This window comes from Pontibacter sp. Tf4 (genome assembly GCF_014212495.1).
Lineage (GTDB): Bacteria > Bacteroidota > Bacteroidia > Cytophagales > Hymenobacteraceae > Pontibacter.
The window spans coordinates 18,277-34,081 of the sequence record NZ_JACKZC010000016.1; the positions used below are offsets into that span (position 1 = coordinate 18,277).

The window sequence follows — 15,805 nt, forward strand, 5'->3', positions numbered from 1 at the left end:
GCTGAGGGCAAGGTTTTCATCATTCTTGTCCCAAGCCTGCTGGCTGATATTTATGTACCTGATAATCTCCTTTTCTGTATCTGAGAACTTTTTAAAGTCGTTATTATTTTGGCTAAATCCCATTAAGGAGCTCAGAACAAAGACTGTAGATAAGATTATTTTCCATTAATATTATATTGTTTACGATTGCTAACGGTCTCGTGCTATAATGTGGGCAAGGCATAGCCGAAGCCTGTATTATGCACTGTTTTGGCTTTTTGTTTTATGGCTCGCTGGTATACTCTCGACCTTTGATTTCTTTATTCTTGCCAGCCTTGTTTAATATTATAGCTTCTTTCAGTCGATTATCAAAGTCTTTCAATTCTTCAGCCACTACTTTGTCACCAACTATCTTAGCTAAGTATACAGAGTTTTGCAAGCTATTATCTTCCATGAGCGTCTTTTGAAACCATACTATACCACTCACACCCTTAAACACTTCTCCATAGAATGCTTTTGCTTCATATAGAAGAGTGTCCGTTTCATAATCTCTTTCCTTTCCTGGATACAGATACCTGTTTTCACCATAGCTTACATTCAAGTATCCATTTCTCGGGGAGTGGAAGTAAATTGATATGTTAGCGTCACATTCATCACAATGCCGACCCGAGAAGATAAGAAATGGAGCTTTACTGTCAATGTCTACCTGCCCGATGTACTCAAGTTGGTAAAGCTCTGTATCGAACACAGGTCCTTCTTTGAACACCAACCTGCTGCCGTCTACTTTTGCTAAAGTCCATGTATCATATTCTGGCTCTTCCACCTTTTGAGGCAGTGGCTTTTCTACAGGTATAGCCTCTTCTTCTGGATTCTTTACCTGAGCATTTTCTATAGAAGAGTCTTCATGCAGCGTCTCATTCTGACTACAGGCAAACAGGCACGTTAACAGAAAGATAGCTATCTTTTTCATTCTTGATTTCTATTGAACGGATTTGGCCATGAGGCGGCGTAGCTGGCTTATAGTTGTGGTTATCTTTTAATCTTTTTTCAAGTATGCTGCTTTAACTCTTTCAAATTATTTATAGTTTTTCCAACCCTATTGCGGTTCTTTCAAGGTTTACTCTGTTCCTTACTGAATCTGGAAAATGGTCCTTATGAAATCCGTAAGTACCGTATTTAGAATACCCATTCAGTTTATAGTTTACCCTGTCATATAAATCCACATACATGTTTTTATTGATTACAGAATCTGAATGATAGGCTTTATCAAGATAAGGTAGAATTTGGCTAGAGAAATCCCTATTATCAAAGTTATGATGTATTACAAGCCATATAGCCATTGACGCCTTATTACCCATATTCTTTGTGTCAGGCCAACCACCAAACTTGTTTAATAAATGAACCACAACCCGCTGATTCATTTTATCCCAACGTGACATTTCTTTACTGTATTTCTTGAATTTAATTTTATCTGAAACCCACGCATTACCTTCCATCAGGCTATCACGATATACTTGATCCCAGTAATGAATGGTTTCTAAAACTTTTTTAAGCGAGTCTTTAGGCATGTCTGGTCTTATACCTTTGGAAATACTGCTGTAAACAGACTGTATTTCTTGGCTATCTACGCTATCCTTAACTGCTAAATGGCCTGCAAACCGATCAGAATATATGTTTCCCAAACCCGTTTCAGCAGTAGGGGCCTTGACTTTCTTTATGTTTTCATCCTTTGTACAAGAGCACGATAGTAGTAAAAGCAATATTATAAGTCTATTCATGTGTGGACTATTATGCTTATAAGATTCAAGATAACGGTTAGTATAAAAAACGTGCGAGGCCGTCGGCCGAAGCATGATTTTTATACAGTTTTAGCAAAAGTTCTTTTTTATACTTTATAAGTTCTTGAAATGGAGTTATCTATTTTTATTTTACTAGTTCCTTTCAAGGGTTTGCCGTCAAAGTAGGCGTATTGTAAACTTTCCAGTTTAAGATTTTTAGATTCCTCTTTAGTATTGCTAGTTGAAAAATAAAGTCTTTTTTGAGAAGATAAATAAATCCTCCTTTTGTTCATTTTTCCTTGGTTGCCCATTGGAGTATGAATTGGATTTAGAATAAGATTTGAAGTCTTAAGCAACTTATCAAAGCGTTTCTTTAAATCTTTGTCATCATTAAACCTGAACTCAACACGGTTTTCCTCACTTTGGTAGTTCTTTAGAATATTTAGCTCCCCACATTGAAGAACTAATGTGTTAAAACCTTTTATAGAAAAATTTCTTTTTGTTTCAAGTTCATGTAAAAACCTATCCGCTAATTCATAATTATTTTCTATTTGTCCAGAAGCCGAAAATAGCTGGTTTGTGTACAAGTTTTTAAGCTTACCATTTGTAACGCGGTAAAGACAATTTCCAATTTTATCTGAATTTATGTTTTCAAGTTCTAAAAAGGCTTCTATGTTTTTATTATGAATTAAATCTTTGAGGATTTCAATGTCGTTTACAAATCCAATTGTATGGCCACTAAAAAGTAGGATGTCCGCTGAAGAGTTATTAATTAATTCTGCAGTTAAGCGTAGTCTATCCTCGTTTGGTAGCTTATGAACGAATGACACAATTTCTATCTCTGTTTCTTTCATGAATTTTTGCTAACGGCTTGTATAAAAGGCGAGCGAAGCGTAGCCGAAGTGTGGCTTATATACCTTGTTGGCACTTAGTTGTTCTTTTATGATTCGGGGAACCACCAGCCTTCATGTCTATGCTTGTATACTTTTCCTCTGTCATCAACTATGCTTATTTCGCAATAGAAAGGACTCTCTAATAAGCTATTGTTTCCTGCATAAGCTCTTTGTATCCTAAGGTCAAATTCCACGACCATCGTGGCTTCTTTAACAAATTCCATTGTTGAGCCACTACTCTCAACCAATTCAGGGAACCGTTTATTCCAACTATCTATTGAACTACGAACTGGTTCAGTTAGCAATTCTTCTGGCTTTGCTATATTGTTCACAATATCCACTTCAAGCCTATTTTGATTAGTTGCTCTTGCTCGCTTCAACAGATGCCCTAGGAAGTAGTCATCATTTATGTAGTTCATGAGACTAATAAATGAGTGGCCGAAATTGTGTGATACACTTTTTAAAGGCTTGTGACTTGGCATTTTTTACTTTTAATTACTTTCAATTTGTGCCAACGTGCTCGTGCAGCCGAAGCCCGAAGCGAAGCGAGGGTTAAAACTGCACTTTGTTGGCGGAAGCAATTTTTTCTACCCGCCTATAGAGTTTCTGAAAAACCCATAGCATTCATGCGTATCAATGTTAGTGACGATGTTAAAGAACCAATCACCTCCATCGTCGACAGATACCACTTTAGTTCTCCAATCAAATCTCATAAAGTCAGTTTTCTTAGAAAAACAGTTTATCCATATCAGCTTCTGTCCTTTTCCATTGATGGCTCCAAAGTACTGCCTCCTGTAGAGTGGCAGCTCCCGAATGGCACCCTCCCATATCTCCATACTGTCAGCGCCTATTTTATCTACTTCCACACACCTCTTTAAGATTTTCTCGGCTTCGATGACTTCTTCGAGCGACGGTGTGAAGGCAGTTACTTTCTCTTCTTGTGTAGGCCTCACAAGCATTCTCAATGTAAAAACATCCGTGTGTGGTCTTTTCTGCTTATCGAATATTACACCAGAGAAGCTTGGGCTTTCAACAAGGTAATTAGAAGAACTATCAACTGGGGTCACAGCATACTCTACCCCATTGATTTGATGTGTTTCTGTTTTACTGCAGGATGCGAGACAAACTAAAACAATCAATAGTAAAACAAAATGCTTCATCCCTTTTTGTTAATGTTACCGCCAACGTGTTCGTGCAATAATGTGGGTGAGGCATAGCCGAAGCCTAAATTATGCACCTTGTTGGCGTATCGTTATTTTTCCCAATCCATACATTTCCCCGCTTGAGTGTAAATACCTTCTCTCCTTCACCCTTATCTCCAATCAAGCGGAATGGTGCATTAGATTCTATAAGCTTTCTGTAGTAGCGCTGGTCTTCATAGTAGTCTTTAGGGCTGTAGTAGTCTTCAATACTTGTATCAACATAGTCCCTTTCATACACAAAATCCATATCATCAGCCGATACCCAACTAAACAGCTTTATTCTGTCCTGCTCATTATTGAATAACTTTTTGGGGAAGGGCACATTGGTCTCATGACCTTTCCACATGTTTTCGTAATATGAGATTCTCTCCCCAATTCCTGCAACTACTTGCGATTCGATAAACCGCTTGTCAAAGACCCAGATAGCCAAGTAATAATCCTGAAATCCTGCTTCTAATTCAGACTTCCAGTTATCGTAAATATCCATAAGCCTGGAGAACAACTGCTTTCTGTAATCAGAAGGATAAAAAGCGTCAAAATATAAATTCGACCATGGGTCTACCTTGGATTTACAGTAGTAATAGCCACTTTCTTCAAGCAATTTCAAGTTTATATGCTTGTTAGCCTCGAACCATGAGTCTATATTTTTCTGCCTTCTTTTTAGTCCACGGATTTTCTTCGTTCTCACAAAACTTTTATAATGTAAATGCACGCCAACGGCTAGTATAAACAACGGCGAAGGCCGTCGGCCGAGATGACGTTTATACCTTGTTAGGGGTAGGCTTTTTTCTTACTTCATTTTTTAAGTCTGAGCAAGACACTTTAGTATGCTTTTCTTTTTACCGATTCATACTTGTGTCCCAAATATGAGAGCAGTTCTTCTTCTGGCTTGGAATAGTCCTTCGTAAACAGTTTCATTAACGCTGCCCCACTTCCTGCTACAATCCGTGCCCATGTTTCTGGTATAGCAGATTCTACTTCTATTCTGTCTTTCTTCAGGTAAATGTCCGCACCTGAGAAGTTACTTTTCTTTGCTATGATACACTGTCCGTAAACTCTCTTCCCTATTCTGTAAGTGTATTGAGGCGTATTTTCCTCTAAGTCGGACTTTATGGCTTCTAATGATTCAGCTTTAGTTTTCATTTTTTCTTATTTAAGCTTACCCCTAACGGTACTCGTGCAGCCGATGGGCTGGCGTAGCCGAGCATACAGGCTGCACATTGTTACATGCTGTTTTTCTTGTCAAGGTCTACTTTCGCTGAGAGCAAATCCTTAAAGAAAGAGCCAAAGGTTAACCCTGATCTAGATATGTTGTACTCTTCATGATCAAAAAAGTAAACTCTATCATCATCACTTTCCATACTTAAGCAGTAGTAATTACCATCACTTCCTGCAAAGGGTAAGTATCCCTCTTTTAATAATTCATCTGGAATGTAGTCTTCTAATTCTTTCTCTAAACTGGAAATCCCATAAATATCAGTAAACATGATGTGGAATCTTTCAGGTGAATACCTTTCAATAAAATCCCTGTGGCTTTTTGGAATTCTTATGTTATACTTCTTTTCAACTGCTAGTAAGTCAGTCTCTTTATAAGTAGTTAAGATTAGAGGGAGCATAATGCTCGGGAATTCTTTTAACTCTTCATTATCCTGTTTTAGGATTGAAATTATTTTGTCGACTGTTTCTTCTGTTTCTTTATTCATTATAAATTACATGTAACGGCTCGTACAGGCTAAGGCAAAGCGTCAGCTGAAGCTTAAGCCTGTGCCTTGTTAGCGGCTACTGTTCTTCAGTTTTCTGTTTCGTTAAACCACTCTTGACCATTTTCAAGACGCTGCAAGAAATCAGTAAAGGAATCTCCGATATGGACGTGATACTCTTCGCTTAGGTCAATATATGGTGTAATTACTACTCGGAATTTTCTTTCTTCTTTTCTTTCTAAAGCTATTAACTCACCAGCTCCATTTGAACCTATACCAATGGTATTTGGAAGGTTTTCAAGTATAAGATACTCTTCATTCAGCTGCTTTAACTCGTTCAAATCCCAAAGGCTCACATACTCTTCGCCAACTGAATCTTCGAAGCCCTGATAATTGATTAGAAAACCTTTGTAATCTTCGGGCAAAGTGAAACCTACTACACTTTCTAATTCTTTTATTGCGTCATTAGAAGTTTCTTTCCGTTTAGGGACTTTATATTTAGCCAGTATAGCTTCTATATGGAGCATTAGATAATCTTGTTAAAGGCTTTAATTTTAAACTTCCTGTTACCGCTAACGGTTTGCATATGGCTTGTGGCGGTTTCGAAGCACTTTCCTGTCCATCGTGTATGAACATTGCTACCAAGAGAACACCTTGCTGGCAGTCGTTCACCCGCCATGAGCTATATGCGTTGTTGTATGCCGTTTTTATTATCTCAAATTCGGAAATGGTAAACGATATGAAACCGAGAATTTCTTACCATTTATTTCAACTGCTTGTTTTTCTTTCAAGTCTGAAATCAGTTTAATAAAATCTTCAAAGTTTTCTTTTGGTAAGAATAGACTATATAAAGACTCACTTCTTTTTACTGTCGCTTCACTTTTCAAGTTTGGCCAATTTTCTGGCCATTCTTTTGGTTTTTCTGGTGAATGACTGTAGTCCGTTAACATTACTTCTATATTATCAGGCAACCAATCTTTTGCTTCCTTACTTTCAAACTTTTTGATGTTGTCGTAGACATTTATAAAATCTTTTGGAGTCTTTTCTCGTGCTTCACTTTTCTTTTCGGATAGACTACCATAAACACTGATTTGACGCAATGTGTCGAAGTTAAGAAGCAAAATATTAGTGGATTGATCAGTCCAACCTGATGCTTCAATATAATCAGGTTGATTCATCAAACTGTCTGTTATACCAAGTGACTTAACTATTTTTTGAGTCGTTTCTCTATCATTTGTGACTTCAAAATATTCCCATTTCTTTTTAACTGCCTTTTTGTAAATTATTTGACCGTTTTCGTAAAGTGCAAAAGTTGGTACATCAGAACCTATTACCATAAGCCAAGGGTTGGTTTCAATTAGAACAACAATTGGCTGTCCATATTTTTCATTCCATTCTTGTCCAAATGAATAATTGGTTAGAAGTAGGAGTGTGAATCCGATTATGTATTTTTTCATTGTTCTGTTTTAAATGGCATACAACGTGCTAGTATAGCAGATAGCAAGGCGTAGCCGAAGCATAAGTGCTATACTTTGTTACCTGTTGTTATTTTAACTTTTTTCCGTTTTCGTAATGAACAGTCTTTTCTACTATGCCTAGTTCGTTAAAGTATGTTTCTACTCCGTGCTTTATAAGCTTTTTCTTTATTTCTATGAAATGAGTTGTTACCAACGTATCTTGATATAAGGGAGATCTATAGTTGATCAGTTTTACTTTCCTGACCACTTTGTTCCCAATATTTTCATCATAACCTATCATTTCCAAGCTCTTAATTCCATTCAGTTCAAAAATCTGTTCTTTTTCTAATTGACCAAGAGAGTCAGATTTTGCTACTGAAAACACGTCACCTGATTCATAATAACCTTTCCAAGTACCTACTTGAGTAAACGAATACTTCTTATTTATATACTTAACTCTTAAAGGTCCAGTCCAATGCGTTTGACCATTCCTATACTTGGAAGTATGGACTTTTAATATCTCGCCACTTTCAGATAAGCTTTCCTTTTCTTCCTTAGTAAGATACCTTTTGAAAGTACTATTTGAGTTGTTGGAAACAACACAGGATGTTAATGAAAGACAAAATATGATAAATAACTTTTTCATTAAAATTCATATCAGGTAACGGTTTTGCTATAAGATGGCGTAGCTAGCTTATAGGTTTGGTTGGCGTTTCGATTTTTTCAATAGCTCTCTTCCATCTCCCACAGTTCTTTAAAGTCGGTTGCCCATTTCTTTAATGCGGATTGTCTGTCATTCAATTTTTTAACTTCAAAATCTTTGGCTATCACGTCTTTATTATAGTCATTGAGTGTGTCAACTCTTTCCATAATGGTCGCCTGAGAATTTCTAAAGTCAAAGATTCTCTCGGTCAATGCATATTTCCAGTTGCCATCCGGTTGAAGAAGCGACTCAGATTTTTTCAAGTAAACGGCTTGTATCGCTTTCTTTGAGTCCAACAGATAGTGTGTGTAAGTATAGCCGTATTCACCGCATGACATTGAGTCAATTCCAAAACCCATACTTTCCTGTGAGTAATAAGTAACTTTACCAAAACAATCTCCAGCACCATATTCATTTGTGCTGTCTCTCCTTACACCTGATGTGTTGAACTTCCCCTTAGTTAAATTTACAAGTTCAGAATCTAAGGTATAAGCTCTGTCTGTAGCTACTTGTTCTACTGGTGGTTGTACCCTTTGCTCAGGTCTATCTTCTCGGTCTGTTGATGCAGTCTCTGACTCACGTACGGGGTTACACGCAGCGGCAAGAGCCCCAAAGGCAAAAAGGAGAATTTTATACTTCATTCTGTTATTTAATTGCACGCCAACGGTTAGGCTAAACGACGGCCAAGGCCGTCGGCCGTAGGCTGACGTTTATGCATTGTTGTGGCGAGTTTTTCTACTGCAAAGCCCGCCGAGTTTCTTCTTTTCTGTTTTTGGCCTGTTTTTGGAAAAAGAGGCCGGAAACGCTAAAAGGAGCGTTTGAAGGATTCTTTATTTCTGTTTTCGCCCTGTTTTCTGGAAATCAGGCCGAAAACGCATTTTGAGTCCGTCCTTTTAAAGGCGTTTTGCGTCCGTCTTTGCTCAAACGCCTGGTCAATTCCTCTTCTGCGACTTTTGCTTCTTCTGCAACAATTGTCGGTAAAAGTCGGGGTGCATTTTCTTTCTTTCTTTTGCTAAGGTAATCTAATGCTTTTGCCGAAGATTTACTGCAGCTTTTGCCGGTTTCTTTTTGGCTTTTGCTACTCTTGCCGATAATTTTTTTACGCTGGCCTCACCTAGAAGCCATATTCAAAATTTGCCACAACGGCTCGTACAGGCTAAGGCAAAGCGTCAGCTGAAGCTTAAGCCTGTGCCTTGTTAGCGGCTACTGTTCTTCAGTTTTCTGTTTCGTTAAACCACTCTTGACCATTTTCAAGACGCTGCAAGAAATCAGTAAAGGAATCTCCGATATGGACGTGATACTCTTCGCTTAGGTCAATATATGGTGTAATTACTACTCGGAATTTTCTTTCTTCTTTTCTTTCTAAAGCTATTAACTCACCAGCTCCATTTGAACCTATACCAATGGTATTTGGAAGGTTTTCAAGTATAAGATACTCTTCATTCAGCTGCTTTAACTCGTTCAAATCCCAAAGGCTCACATACTCTTCGCCAACTGAATCTTCGAAGCCCTGATAATTGATTAGAAAACCTTTGTAATCTTCGGGCAAAGTGAAACCTACTACACTTTCTAATTCTTTTATTGCGTCATTAGAAGTTTCTTTCCGTTTAGGGACTTTATATTTAGCCAGTATAGCTTCTATATGGAGCATTAGATAATCTTGTTAAAGGCTTTAATTTTAAACTTCCTGTTACCGCTAACGTCTGGGCTAAATGATGGCTTCGCTAACATTTAGTTGTTGTTAGAGAGTTTTGTTTTTTAATCAAGACTATAATTTAAAACCTTCCAATCACCAAATATTTTTACAACAATAGCCTGAACGCCAACTGTATCTTTTGAACCTAAAATCTCAAATTTCACTTTTACAGAATCAAGCTCCGGATCAGGGAGATCGTCTATTAAATATTCTGTAGCTACAACTTCGCCTACTTGCTGACGAATCTTTTTACTTTCTGTTATAGTTTCAATAGCTTGGTCTAATGCTTCTGATCTTGGCATATGTGAGCGTATCCATACTACAAAACTTAACCCAGCCACAAGAACAATCAGAAAGATTATGCCTAAGATTTTTAATACCAACTTCTGATCCTTATTCATTACAATGTTCTCTAACGTTTAGTACAGGCTGTGAACGAGGCGCAGCCGAGTATATAGCCTGTGCCGGGTTACCCGAAGTAGTTCTATTCTTTATCAAATATCACCATGGTATGGTCTTCCCCTGCCAGCTCTTCATTGATTATTTGAGAAATTATCTCCCAGTTGCCCCCTGCAAGGCCAGCTCCTATGGCCGGGTAAGCCATTCTTAATCCAGAGAAGTTCTCTTTTATTGCTTTGAATGCTGAACGTATAGCTTCATAGTCTGCCTTTACTCCTTTGCCTCTCCATTCATATTGCGTATAGGCATTTACTACTTTCAGATTTTTACCGTTCACAGTTATGTCTGCGCTGCTGATGGAGCCAAGCTTTGACTTGTCTCCTTTACTAGTTGCCAGATCAGCCTTGTATGCTTCAGGAAACTCTTGCTTTATAGTTTTAGCTATCCCTGCTCCCATTGTGCAAAAGCAATTGCAGCCATGAATGATGAGGTCAAATTCATTTCTTAAAGCTTTCTTTACTAAGTCTCCTTTAACTGTTTTCATGAATTCTATTAAGGGTAACGGACTTGGCCATAAGGCGGCGTAGCTGGCTTATGGGTTTGGTTATGGGCTGTATTCCTTTATCTTTTCAATAAATTTCTTTAGTACAGTTAGTTCTTCCGCATTACAGCCTGTACAGTTCCTAATCATTCTTTCTTCAATCCGCGCAATTTCTTCTCTTTCTTTCTTCTCAAATTCAGCACCTACTTCCATTGCAACTCCGTCAGCCCAATTATTAAAATCAGCTTCTGTTAAGAATGACGCAGTTCTAAAATATCCAATTAGCTGTTGTGGATTACTTTCAACGTACTCCTTCATTGTTGAATAAAGAGGCTCAGCAAATGCTCCATCTGCCCACCATATAGTTCTTGTAACAAGAGTAAAATAAAAGGGATGCCTTTCTTTATCTTTACTGAACAAGCTGTCTGGAATAGCGAGAGTCTGATCATCATCTTGTAGTTCAACCTTCTTCTGAAAGATATCTTTAAAGAGTAAGGGAATGAAGGGGTCAGCAAGATGCTCTTGTAAGGTCTTAGTGCCAACCATTTCGTCAAGTTCAATCTCTCTGAAGTTACTTTCGTAGTAGCTTGGCTTTCTACTTTCTTCTTTTGCTTGTGCAGGATTCATAAAACTACTGTCTTCAGCTCTATCCTGAACTTCTGTTACAGGATGATGTTCGCTTGTTCTTTGCTCCTGTTCGTTCACTTGACTACATGAAGCAAGCAAAGCAGCTAACAGAACGATATAAATCCTTTTCATAAATTAATTTATTTCCCATAACGGACAGAGCTTTGCCGTGGCGTGGCTACGGTAAAGGTGTGGTTAGGCTAAGTAGTTCTTCAAATTTATTATTAATACAGCGTGTAAAGTCTGAAGCAAAACATTTTCATCAATTCATACTTAAGAACTTTCTATTTCTTAAAGCTAAAAAAGAGTTCTAAACAAAAGAGCCATTCCTACAATAATAGCCATGAAAGCACCTGCAAACATGCTAATGTTATCCCCATACTTATCAATGAATTCTTCTTTTCTATTACTCAAGAGGTGGTACATTGAAAGCACTCCTATTAGTAAAAACAAGATACCAAGAACAAGCTCGTACAAATCCATTCCTAAGCTGTTATTTTATAATTTAATATTTTGCCTAACGGTTGGGCTTTGCGGTGGCGCAGCTACCGTAAAGGTGTGGTTACCTTTTGTAATTCTTTATTAATTCTGAATCTCTATTTTCAACTACGCCAATTTATCATGATGTAGACAAGAATAATTAATCCTTCTATTATTGTCAGTGTGGCACCAATAATTAGACCTATCCCAATTGCTCTTTGGTTACTACTCTTAATGGCTTTATTTTTAATTCCAATGTGGTAACCAGCAATAAACTCAACAGTCATTTGACAAATAAATATAAAGGTATAATCGAGGACTTTATAACCATACCTTATCATTAGGTCATTTAATATCGCAGTACTAACCGCTACTACTAAAATTTTAAGGTTTCTTCTCAATTATATTTTTTATGACAGGTAACGGCTTGGCTAGGGCACGTTTTAATGTGCTTTAGGTTTTGTTGGCGCTTCGTTATTTTTGGTTTTGTTTCCAGTTTTTCAACCAGTACTGGTATCCTAAAGCATCTGCGGAGTCACCTTGAGCTGCCAAATTTATAACACTTAGAGCTTTTTGTTCATTTTCTTTATTCACTGAAAGTTTCTCAAGAATGTGAATTGCAGCCCATAAACTTGTTTTATGTTCAGGAATGTTGAGCAGATCAATAAACTGTGCTGTTTTTTCTGGTGTCTGGCCGGTGGCAATTTTTTCAACAATCTTGGACATTCTACCCACTGCCTTATTATGATTCTTGACTGAAGCTTTATCGCTATAATCTGTTCGGGCGCAAGTAGCTGCTAAACTCTTATACTCTTCTATCAAGTCTTTTTCCATAATTTTAATGCACGCCAACGGACTTGTACATGCTGTGGCGAGGCGTAAGCCAAAGCTTGAGCATGTGCCTTGTTATCTTGAATTGTTTTTCAGTTTAGCTTACTTTCTTGGTTGCAGCTTAAGGTCAAGGTTTAGCTTTTGAAGCTCTTCGTAAAACTCTGTAGAATCCAGTGGAACAGGTTGTGTTCCTTGCCTTTTGTCTATAATCCAGAATTTGATTTCTTTATTAATCCTGTCTTGGATGTTTCTTGCAATGATGTACTCTTCGTTAAAACCATAGTGAGTCACTTCTTCAGGAACTATAGTCTGTCCACCACTTCTCTTATCATTTCTACTTAGTAAGATTTGAGATTCCCTTCCATCGCCCATGTAGTAATAGTTACTACCAAGCTCTTCAATATTACCAGTGTGGTCATACACGCATGCCTGTAAAGATAGAACTACACCGACTAAAAGGATTTTCTTCATCTTGATTTATGACTGCAATTAAAGATAACGGTGGTCGTATAAAAGGCGAACGAGGCGCAGCCGAAGGTGGCTTTTATACCTTGTTAGCCAAATCAATTTTCCCCTTCAGGTTCTGCCCCTTCTCTTTTCTTCTTTTTCACTTTGTTCACGGCTTCAATCCATTCACTTTTAGGCTTTATGAATCTGTCAGCACGCTTAGCACTTATTAAGCCATAGTCCGTCCACAGGATTTCTGCACCATCTTCTAAGTCTTCGTAAAGTGGAAGCAAGTCACCTATACCTACGAATGTGTTCTCCATTTCCACACCGCTTTGATTCTTGAAGCTATAGTTGTAATCGTTTCCGAGCTTTTCTGCTTTTTCATAAGCTTCTTCGACAGATTCAGCTTTTATCAGATGATAGTTGCCCCAAACAGTACATCTTCTATTTGCATTTGATTTATCTGAATCAGCCGATTCTGTACGCTCTATTATCTCGGCTATGAACCAGTTGCCCTTATTGATGATTTTCTCTTTTAAATTCATAGCTTTTGTTTTGGCTAACGGCTTGTGCAGATGAAGCCCGTAGCGTCGCAAGGGTTAAAGCTGCACCTTGTTATGTGCTTTTGTTCTTATTTTTCTGATGGCACCCAGCCTTCGTTAATCTTAATAATTAGTTCTACTATCTTTTCTTCTGAATTTTCTCTCCCTGCGTCAAGACAGAAAACCGTTTTTATTTCTTGTTCTTCGTCCCATGCTAAAAAGGTGGCAAACCAAACTCCTTCTTCAAAATCATTGTGCCACGTGGTCATGATGTCAAAGTCTGGCAGATGGGCATTCTCAATTTCAACTTCTCTCATTGTTATAGTTTCATCAAATGTATCATGAAGCTTTTCCCCTTGCTCTCCCAAACAACAGACGTAGCAAACATCTCTGTCTATACTTTTTCTTGCTATCTCGTCTAAGATAGTAGTGGCTTTATTATCTACTATAGCCATCAAAAGCCAGTTTTCTGTCGGCATTTCTTTTGACCAGTTGACAGAAGTATCGTGCCTTTGATATAGTATTTCTTTTTCTCCTACGGTCCAGAGTTTCTTCATTATTCTCTATTACACATAACGTGCTGGTATAGCAGATGGCGAGGCGTTAGCCGAAGCTTAACTGCTATACTTTGTTGGCTACCGTTTTATTTAATAACAGTGCATTACGTATTGTCTTTCTTCCCTATGTTCTATTACATCACCAGTTATAGGGTTAATACTTAGTATCTCTACATCAGCAAAGCACCGTTCTTCTGCTAAAGTGTTAAAAACCCGCCAATAGTGTTCATGTGCTTTTTTATCAAATTCAAGCCGCTTTACAATTGGTTTAACTGCTGTTTTTAAGGGAAGCTTGTTGATAATGCTGTCAATCTTTTCTTCAGACAGCCAATTTGATGGTTCGTTTTTTAGTATGAAACTTGGAACATGGTCCGTATATATCTTTCCCTTGAGATTTAAACTGCTGTCAAGCTTCACAAAAACAAACTTGTTTACCCATTTATATTTGTAATCAGGGTGGTCAATCTCAAACTTGATTTGAGTTCCAATGAAATCCCCCCTTGTTTTAGAAGCCTTAGGAAGCTTCTTCCATTTTTCCTTACCTGCTTTGGTACGGAATTTATAGGTATCGCTCCCGTCATACTTAAAGTATTGAGAAGCTCGCTCACCTACTGCTTCCTTCAGATGCTTTTTCGCTTCACTAATAATCTCTTCACGGGAATAGGTTTGCCCCAATCCAAACTGGAAAATTCCGAAGCTTAACAAAATTGTCAGAAGGATTTTCATCTATGAATTAAATGTTTGCCAACGTGCTCGTGCTATAATGTGGGTAAGGCGTAGCCCAAGCCTATATTATGCACCTTGTTATGTGCTTTTGTTCTTTCTTTTGTCGACCAATTTATGTGCAGCAAACTGATTTTAATGTTCTTTATTCTTTTGTAAGAACCTTAAACAATGGACCATTCTTCTTCACTTCTTCAATGGCTTCCATCCAATACTCCCAAAAAGCAGAATCAGCAGGTTCATTGGTTCCTTTCCAATATTCTCCACCGCTTAAAATATCTGTCAAGTCATTAGACCCTGTATTTTCCCAATAGGCTTTAAGCAAATACAACATTGCTTCATATCCTTCCTTCTTGGTAATCATTTCATCCTGTTCGTTCTGCATTCTTTAGTTTTTGGAAGTTGTATCTTATTTAATTTTTCATGATTCCTATTGCACATAACGGTTAGTACATAAAATGAGCGAGGCGCAGCCGAAGCTTACTTTATGTACAGGGTTACAACCTGTTGTTTAATAGAAAATAACCACACCGTTTTTTATACCTTCTTCATAGTTTTGAACGATTGCTTTCATTAAGTCTCCAAAGTTTTGGGCGAATATTTCATATTCATCTTCTACTTCGTGGTCCCATTTTACAATTTCGTATTCTTCATTTTCATCTTTAGCATTTGTATTGAAACAAAGCAATCCATAATCAGAATAGTTTGCAAATGGTATCATACCCTTATCATAAAGCTCCTCTCTTGGCCAACCATCAAAAACATTCTCAAGCATTATCCGCTTCCACTCATTAGGCAAAAGTGGAGTAAACATCCCTACATTGCTTATAGTACCGAGTTCATAAAAGTTCTTGTATTTTAGGTATTGCTTGAAAGAGTTTGGTAAAGGATATTTTAATTCCGTTTCTAATTCTTGAATTTCTTTGTCTGTAATTAAACTATCTGAAGGCTTCCAAGGAATCAAATTATCTTTTTTTGGTCTTTTATTATCAATTAAAAGACCATTAACCAAATTAGCTTCATCAACATAGGTGCCGTAATCTTCTGGACCTCCTAGGTTTTCGAGTGAAATGTCTACGAACTTTTTAATATAATCTGAATTCATAATTTCAATTTGTTGTAACGATTAGTCTAGATGGTGTTTCGTTGGAGGATCGCTGTGCTCAGCAAGTTCCTCCAATGGCATCTAGACAGTGTTGGTCGAGGTTGTTCTCCCTTTTTCCAGGTAATGACTGTGTGTAATTTTT

25 protein-coding genes are annotated in these 15,805 nt (G+C 37.6%); all 25 read right to left on the reverse strand.

Annotation, left to right across the window (positions count from 1 at the left end; translation table 11 throughout):
* Window positions 1–262 precede the first annotated feature (262 nt).
* The gene (locus tag H7F15_RS19055) at window positions 263–949 is read right to left on the reverse strand and encodes a hypothetical protein (protein ID WP_185198598.1); all 687 of its coding nucleotides are present in this window, start codon (window positions 947–949) and stop codon (window positions 263–265) included.
* A 109-nt stretch (window positions 950–1,058) separates the two neighbouring features.
* Window positions 1,059–1,757 carry a hypothetical protein gene (locus H7F15_RS19060; RefSeq protein WP_185198599.1) on the reverse strand — a complete coding sequence of 233 codons (699 nt, stop codon included), beginning with the start codon at window positions 1,755–1,757 and terminating at the stop codon, window positions 1,059–1,061.
* 107 nt (window positions 1,758–1,864) lie between these two features.
* Window positions 1,865–2,611 (reverse strand): hypothetical protein, encoded by a 747-nt coding sequence (locus tag H7F15_RS19065; protein WP_185198600.1) that lies wholly within the window; start codon window positions 2,609–2,611, stop codon window positions 1,865–1,867.
* An 86-nt stretch (window positions 2,612–2,697) separates the two neighbouring features.
* Window positions 2,698–3,069: a hypothetical protein gene (locus H7F15_RS19070; RefSeq protein WP_185198601.1), complete on the reverse strand. Its 372-nt coding sequence runs from the start codon at window positions 3,067–3,069 to the stop codon at window positions 2,698–2,700.
* 168 nt (window positions 3,070–3,237) lie between these two features.
* Window positions 3,238–3,810 (reverse strand): hypothetical protein, encoded by a 573-nt coding sequence (locus tag H7F15_RS19075; protein ID WP_185198602.1) that lies wholly within the window; start codon window positions 3,808–3,810, stop codon window positions 3,238–3,240.
* A gap of 64 nt (window positions 3,811–3,874) precedes the next feature.
* Window positions 3,875–4,540: a hypothetical protein gene (locus tag H7F15_RS19080; RefSeq protein WP_185198603.1), complete on the reverse strand. Its 666-nt coding sequence runs from the start codon at window positions 4,538–4,540 to the stop codon at window positions 3,875–3,877.
* A 134-nt stretch (window positions 4,541–4,674) separates the two neighbouring features.
* Window positions 4,675–4,995 carry a hypothetical protein gene (locus H7F15_RS19085; protein ID WP_185198604.1) on the reverse strand — a complete coding sequence of 107 codons (321 nt, stop codon included), beginning with the start codon at window positions 4,993–4,995 and terminating at the stop codon, window positions 4,675–4,677.
* A gap of 80 nt (window positions 4,996–5,075) precedes the next feature.
* Window positions 5,076–5,555: an SMI1/KNR4 family protein gene (locus H7F15_RS19090; RefSeq protein ID WP_185198605.1), complete on the reverse strand. Its 480-nt coding sequence runs from the start codon at window positions 5,553–5,555 to the stop codon at window positions 5,076–5,078.
* Window positions 5,556–5,641: 86 nt separating this feature from the next.
* Complete coding sequence (locus H7F15_RS19095; RefSeq protein WP_185198606.1) at window positions 5,642–6,079, reverse strand: SMI1/KNR4 family protein; 438 nt, start codon at window positions 6,077–6,079, stop codon at window positions 5,642–5,644.
* A gap of 183 nt (window positions 6,080–6,262) precedes the next feature.
* Window positions 6,263–7,009, reverse strand: coding sequence for a hypothetical protein (locus H7F15_RS19100; RefSeq protein WP_185198607.1), 747 nt, complete (start codon window positions 7,007–7,009; stop codon window positions 6,263–6,265).
* Between the two features lie 88 nt (window positions 7,010–7,097).
* Window positions 7,098–7,655, reverse strand: coding sequence for a hypothetical protein (locus tag H7F15_RS19105; protein ID WP_185198608.1), 558 nt, complete (start codon window positions 7,653–7,655; stop codon window positions 7,098–7,100).
* 77 nt (window positions 7,656–7,732) lie between these two features.
* Complete coding sequence (locus tag H7F15_RS19110; protein WP_185198609.1) at window positions 7,733–8,353, reverse strand: hypothetical protein; 621 nt, start codon at window positions 8,351–8,353, stop codon at window positions 7,733–7,735.
* Between the two features lie 572 nt (window positions 8,354–8,925).
* The gene (locus tag H7F15_RS19115; RefSeq protein WP_185198606.1) at window positions 8,926–9,363 is read right to left on the reverse strand and encodes an SMI1/KNR4 family protein; all 438 of its coding nucleotides are present in this window, start codon (window positions 9,361–9,363) and stop codon (window positions 8,926–8,928) included.
* 107 nt (window positions 9,364–9,470) lie between these two features.
* Window positions 9,471–9,809, reverse strand: a complete 339-nt coding sequence (locus H7F15_RS19120; RefSeq protein WP_185198610.1) for a hypothetical protein — start codon at window positions 9,807–9,809, stop codon at window positions 9,471–9,473.
* Between the two features lie 83 nt (window positions 9,810–9,892).
* The gene (locus H7F15_RS19125; protein WP_185198611.1) at window positions 9,893–10,351 is read right to left on the reverse strand and encodes a macro domain-containing protein; all 459 of its coding nucleotides are present in this window, start codon (window positions 10,349–10,351) and stop codon (window positions 9,893–9,895) included.
* Between the two features lie 60 nt (window positions 10,352–10,411).
* The gene (locus H7F15_RS19130) at window positions 10,412–11,107 is read right to left on the reverse strand and encodes a hypothetical protein (RefSeq protein WP_185198612.1); all 696 of its coding nucleotides are present in this window, start codon (window positions 11,105–11,107) and stop codon (window positions 10,412–10,414) included.
* 165 nt (window positions 11,108–11,272) lie between these two features.
* A complete protein-coding gene (locus H7F15_RS19135) occupies window positions 11,273–11,458 on the reverse strand; it encodes a hypothetical protein (protein ID WP_185198613.1) in 186 nt (61 codons plus the stop codon).
* A gap of 119 nt (window positions 11,459–11,577) precedes the next feature.
* Window positions 11,578–11,856: a hypothetical protein gene (locus H7F15_RS19140; RefSeq protein ID WP_185198614.1), complete on the reverse strand. Its 279-nt coding sequence runs from the start codon at window positions 11,854–11,856 to the stop codon at window positions 11,578–11,580.
* Window positions 11,857–11,929: 73 nt separating this feature from the next.
* Window positions 11,930–12,289 carry a hypothetical protein gene (locus tag H7F15_RS19145; protein ID WP_185198615.1) on the reverse strand — a complete coding sequence of 120 codons (360 nt, stop codon included), beginning with the start codon at window positions 12,287–12,289 and terminating at the stop codon, window positions 11,930–11,932.
* Window positions 12,290–12,388: 99 nt separating this feature from the next.
* A complete protein-coding gene (locus H7F15_RS19150; protein WP_185198616.1) occupies window positions 12,389–12,757 on the reverse strand; it encodes a DUF3997 domain-containing protein in 369 nt (122 codons plus the stop codon).
* A gap of 92 nt (window positions 12,758–12,849) precedes the next feature.
* The gene (locus H7F15_RS19155) at window positions 12,850–13,281 is read right to left on the reverse strand and encodes a DUF4288 domain-containing protein (protein ID WP_185198617.1); all 432 of its coding nucleotides are present in this window, start codon (window positions 13,279–13,281) and stop codon (window positions 12,850–12,852) included.
* An 86-nt stretch (window positions 13,282–13,367) separates the two neighbouring features.
* Window positions 13,368–13,835 (reverse strand): hypothetical protein, encoded by a 468-nt coding sequence (locus tag H7F15_RS19160; RefSeq protein ID WP_185198618.1) that lies wholly within the window; start codon window positions 13,833–13,835, stop codon window positions 13,368–13,370.
* Between the two features lie 90 nt (window positions 13,836–13,925).
* Window positions 13,926–14,561, reverse strand: coding sequence for a hypothetical protein (locus tag H7F15_RS19165; RefSeq protein ID WP_185198619.1), 636 nt, complete (start codon window positions 14,559–14,561; stop codon window positions 13,926–13,928).
* Between the two features lie 142 nt (window positions 14,562–14,703).
* Window positions 14,704–14,943, reverse strand: a complete 240-nt coding sequence (locus H7F15_RS19170) for a hypothetical protein (RefSeq protein WP_185198620.1) — start codon at window positions 14,941–14,943, stop codon at window positions 14,704–14,706.
* A 126-nt stretch (window positions 14,944–15,069) separates the two neighbouring features.
* Window positions 15,070–15,663 (reverse strand): SMI1/KNR4 family protein, encoded by a 594-nt coding sequence (locus tag H7F15_RS19175; RefSeq protein WP_185198621.1) that lies wholly within the window; start codon window positions 15,661–15,663, stop codon window positions 15,070–15,072.
* Between the last annotated feature and the right edge of the window lie 142 nt (window positions 15,664–15,805).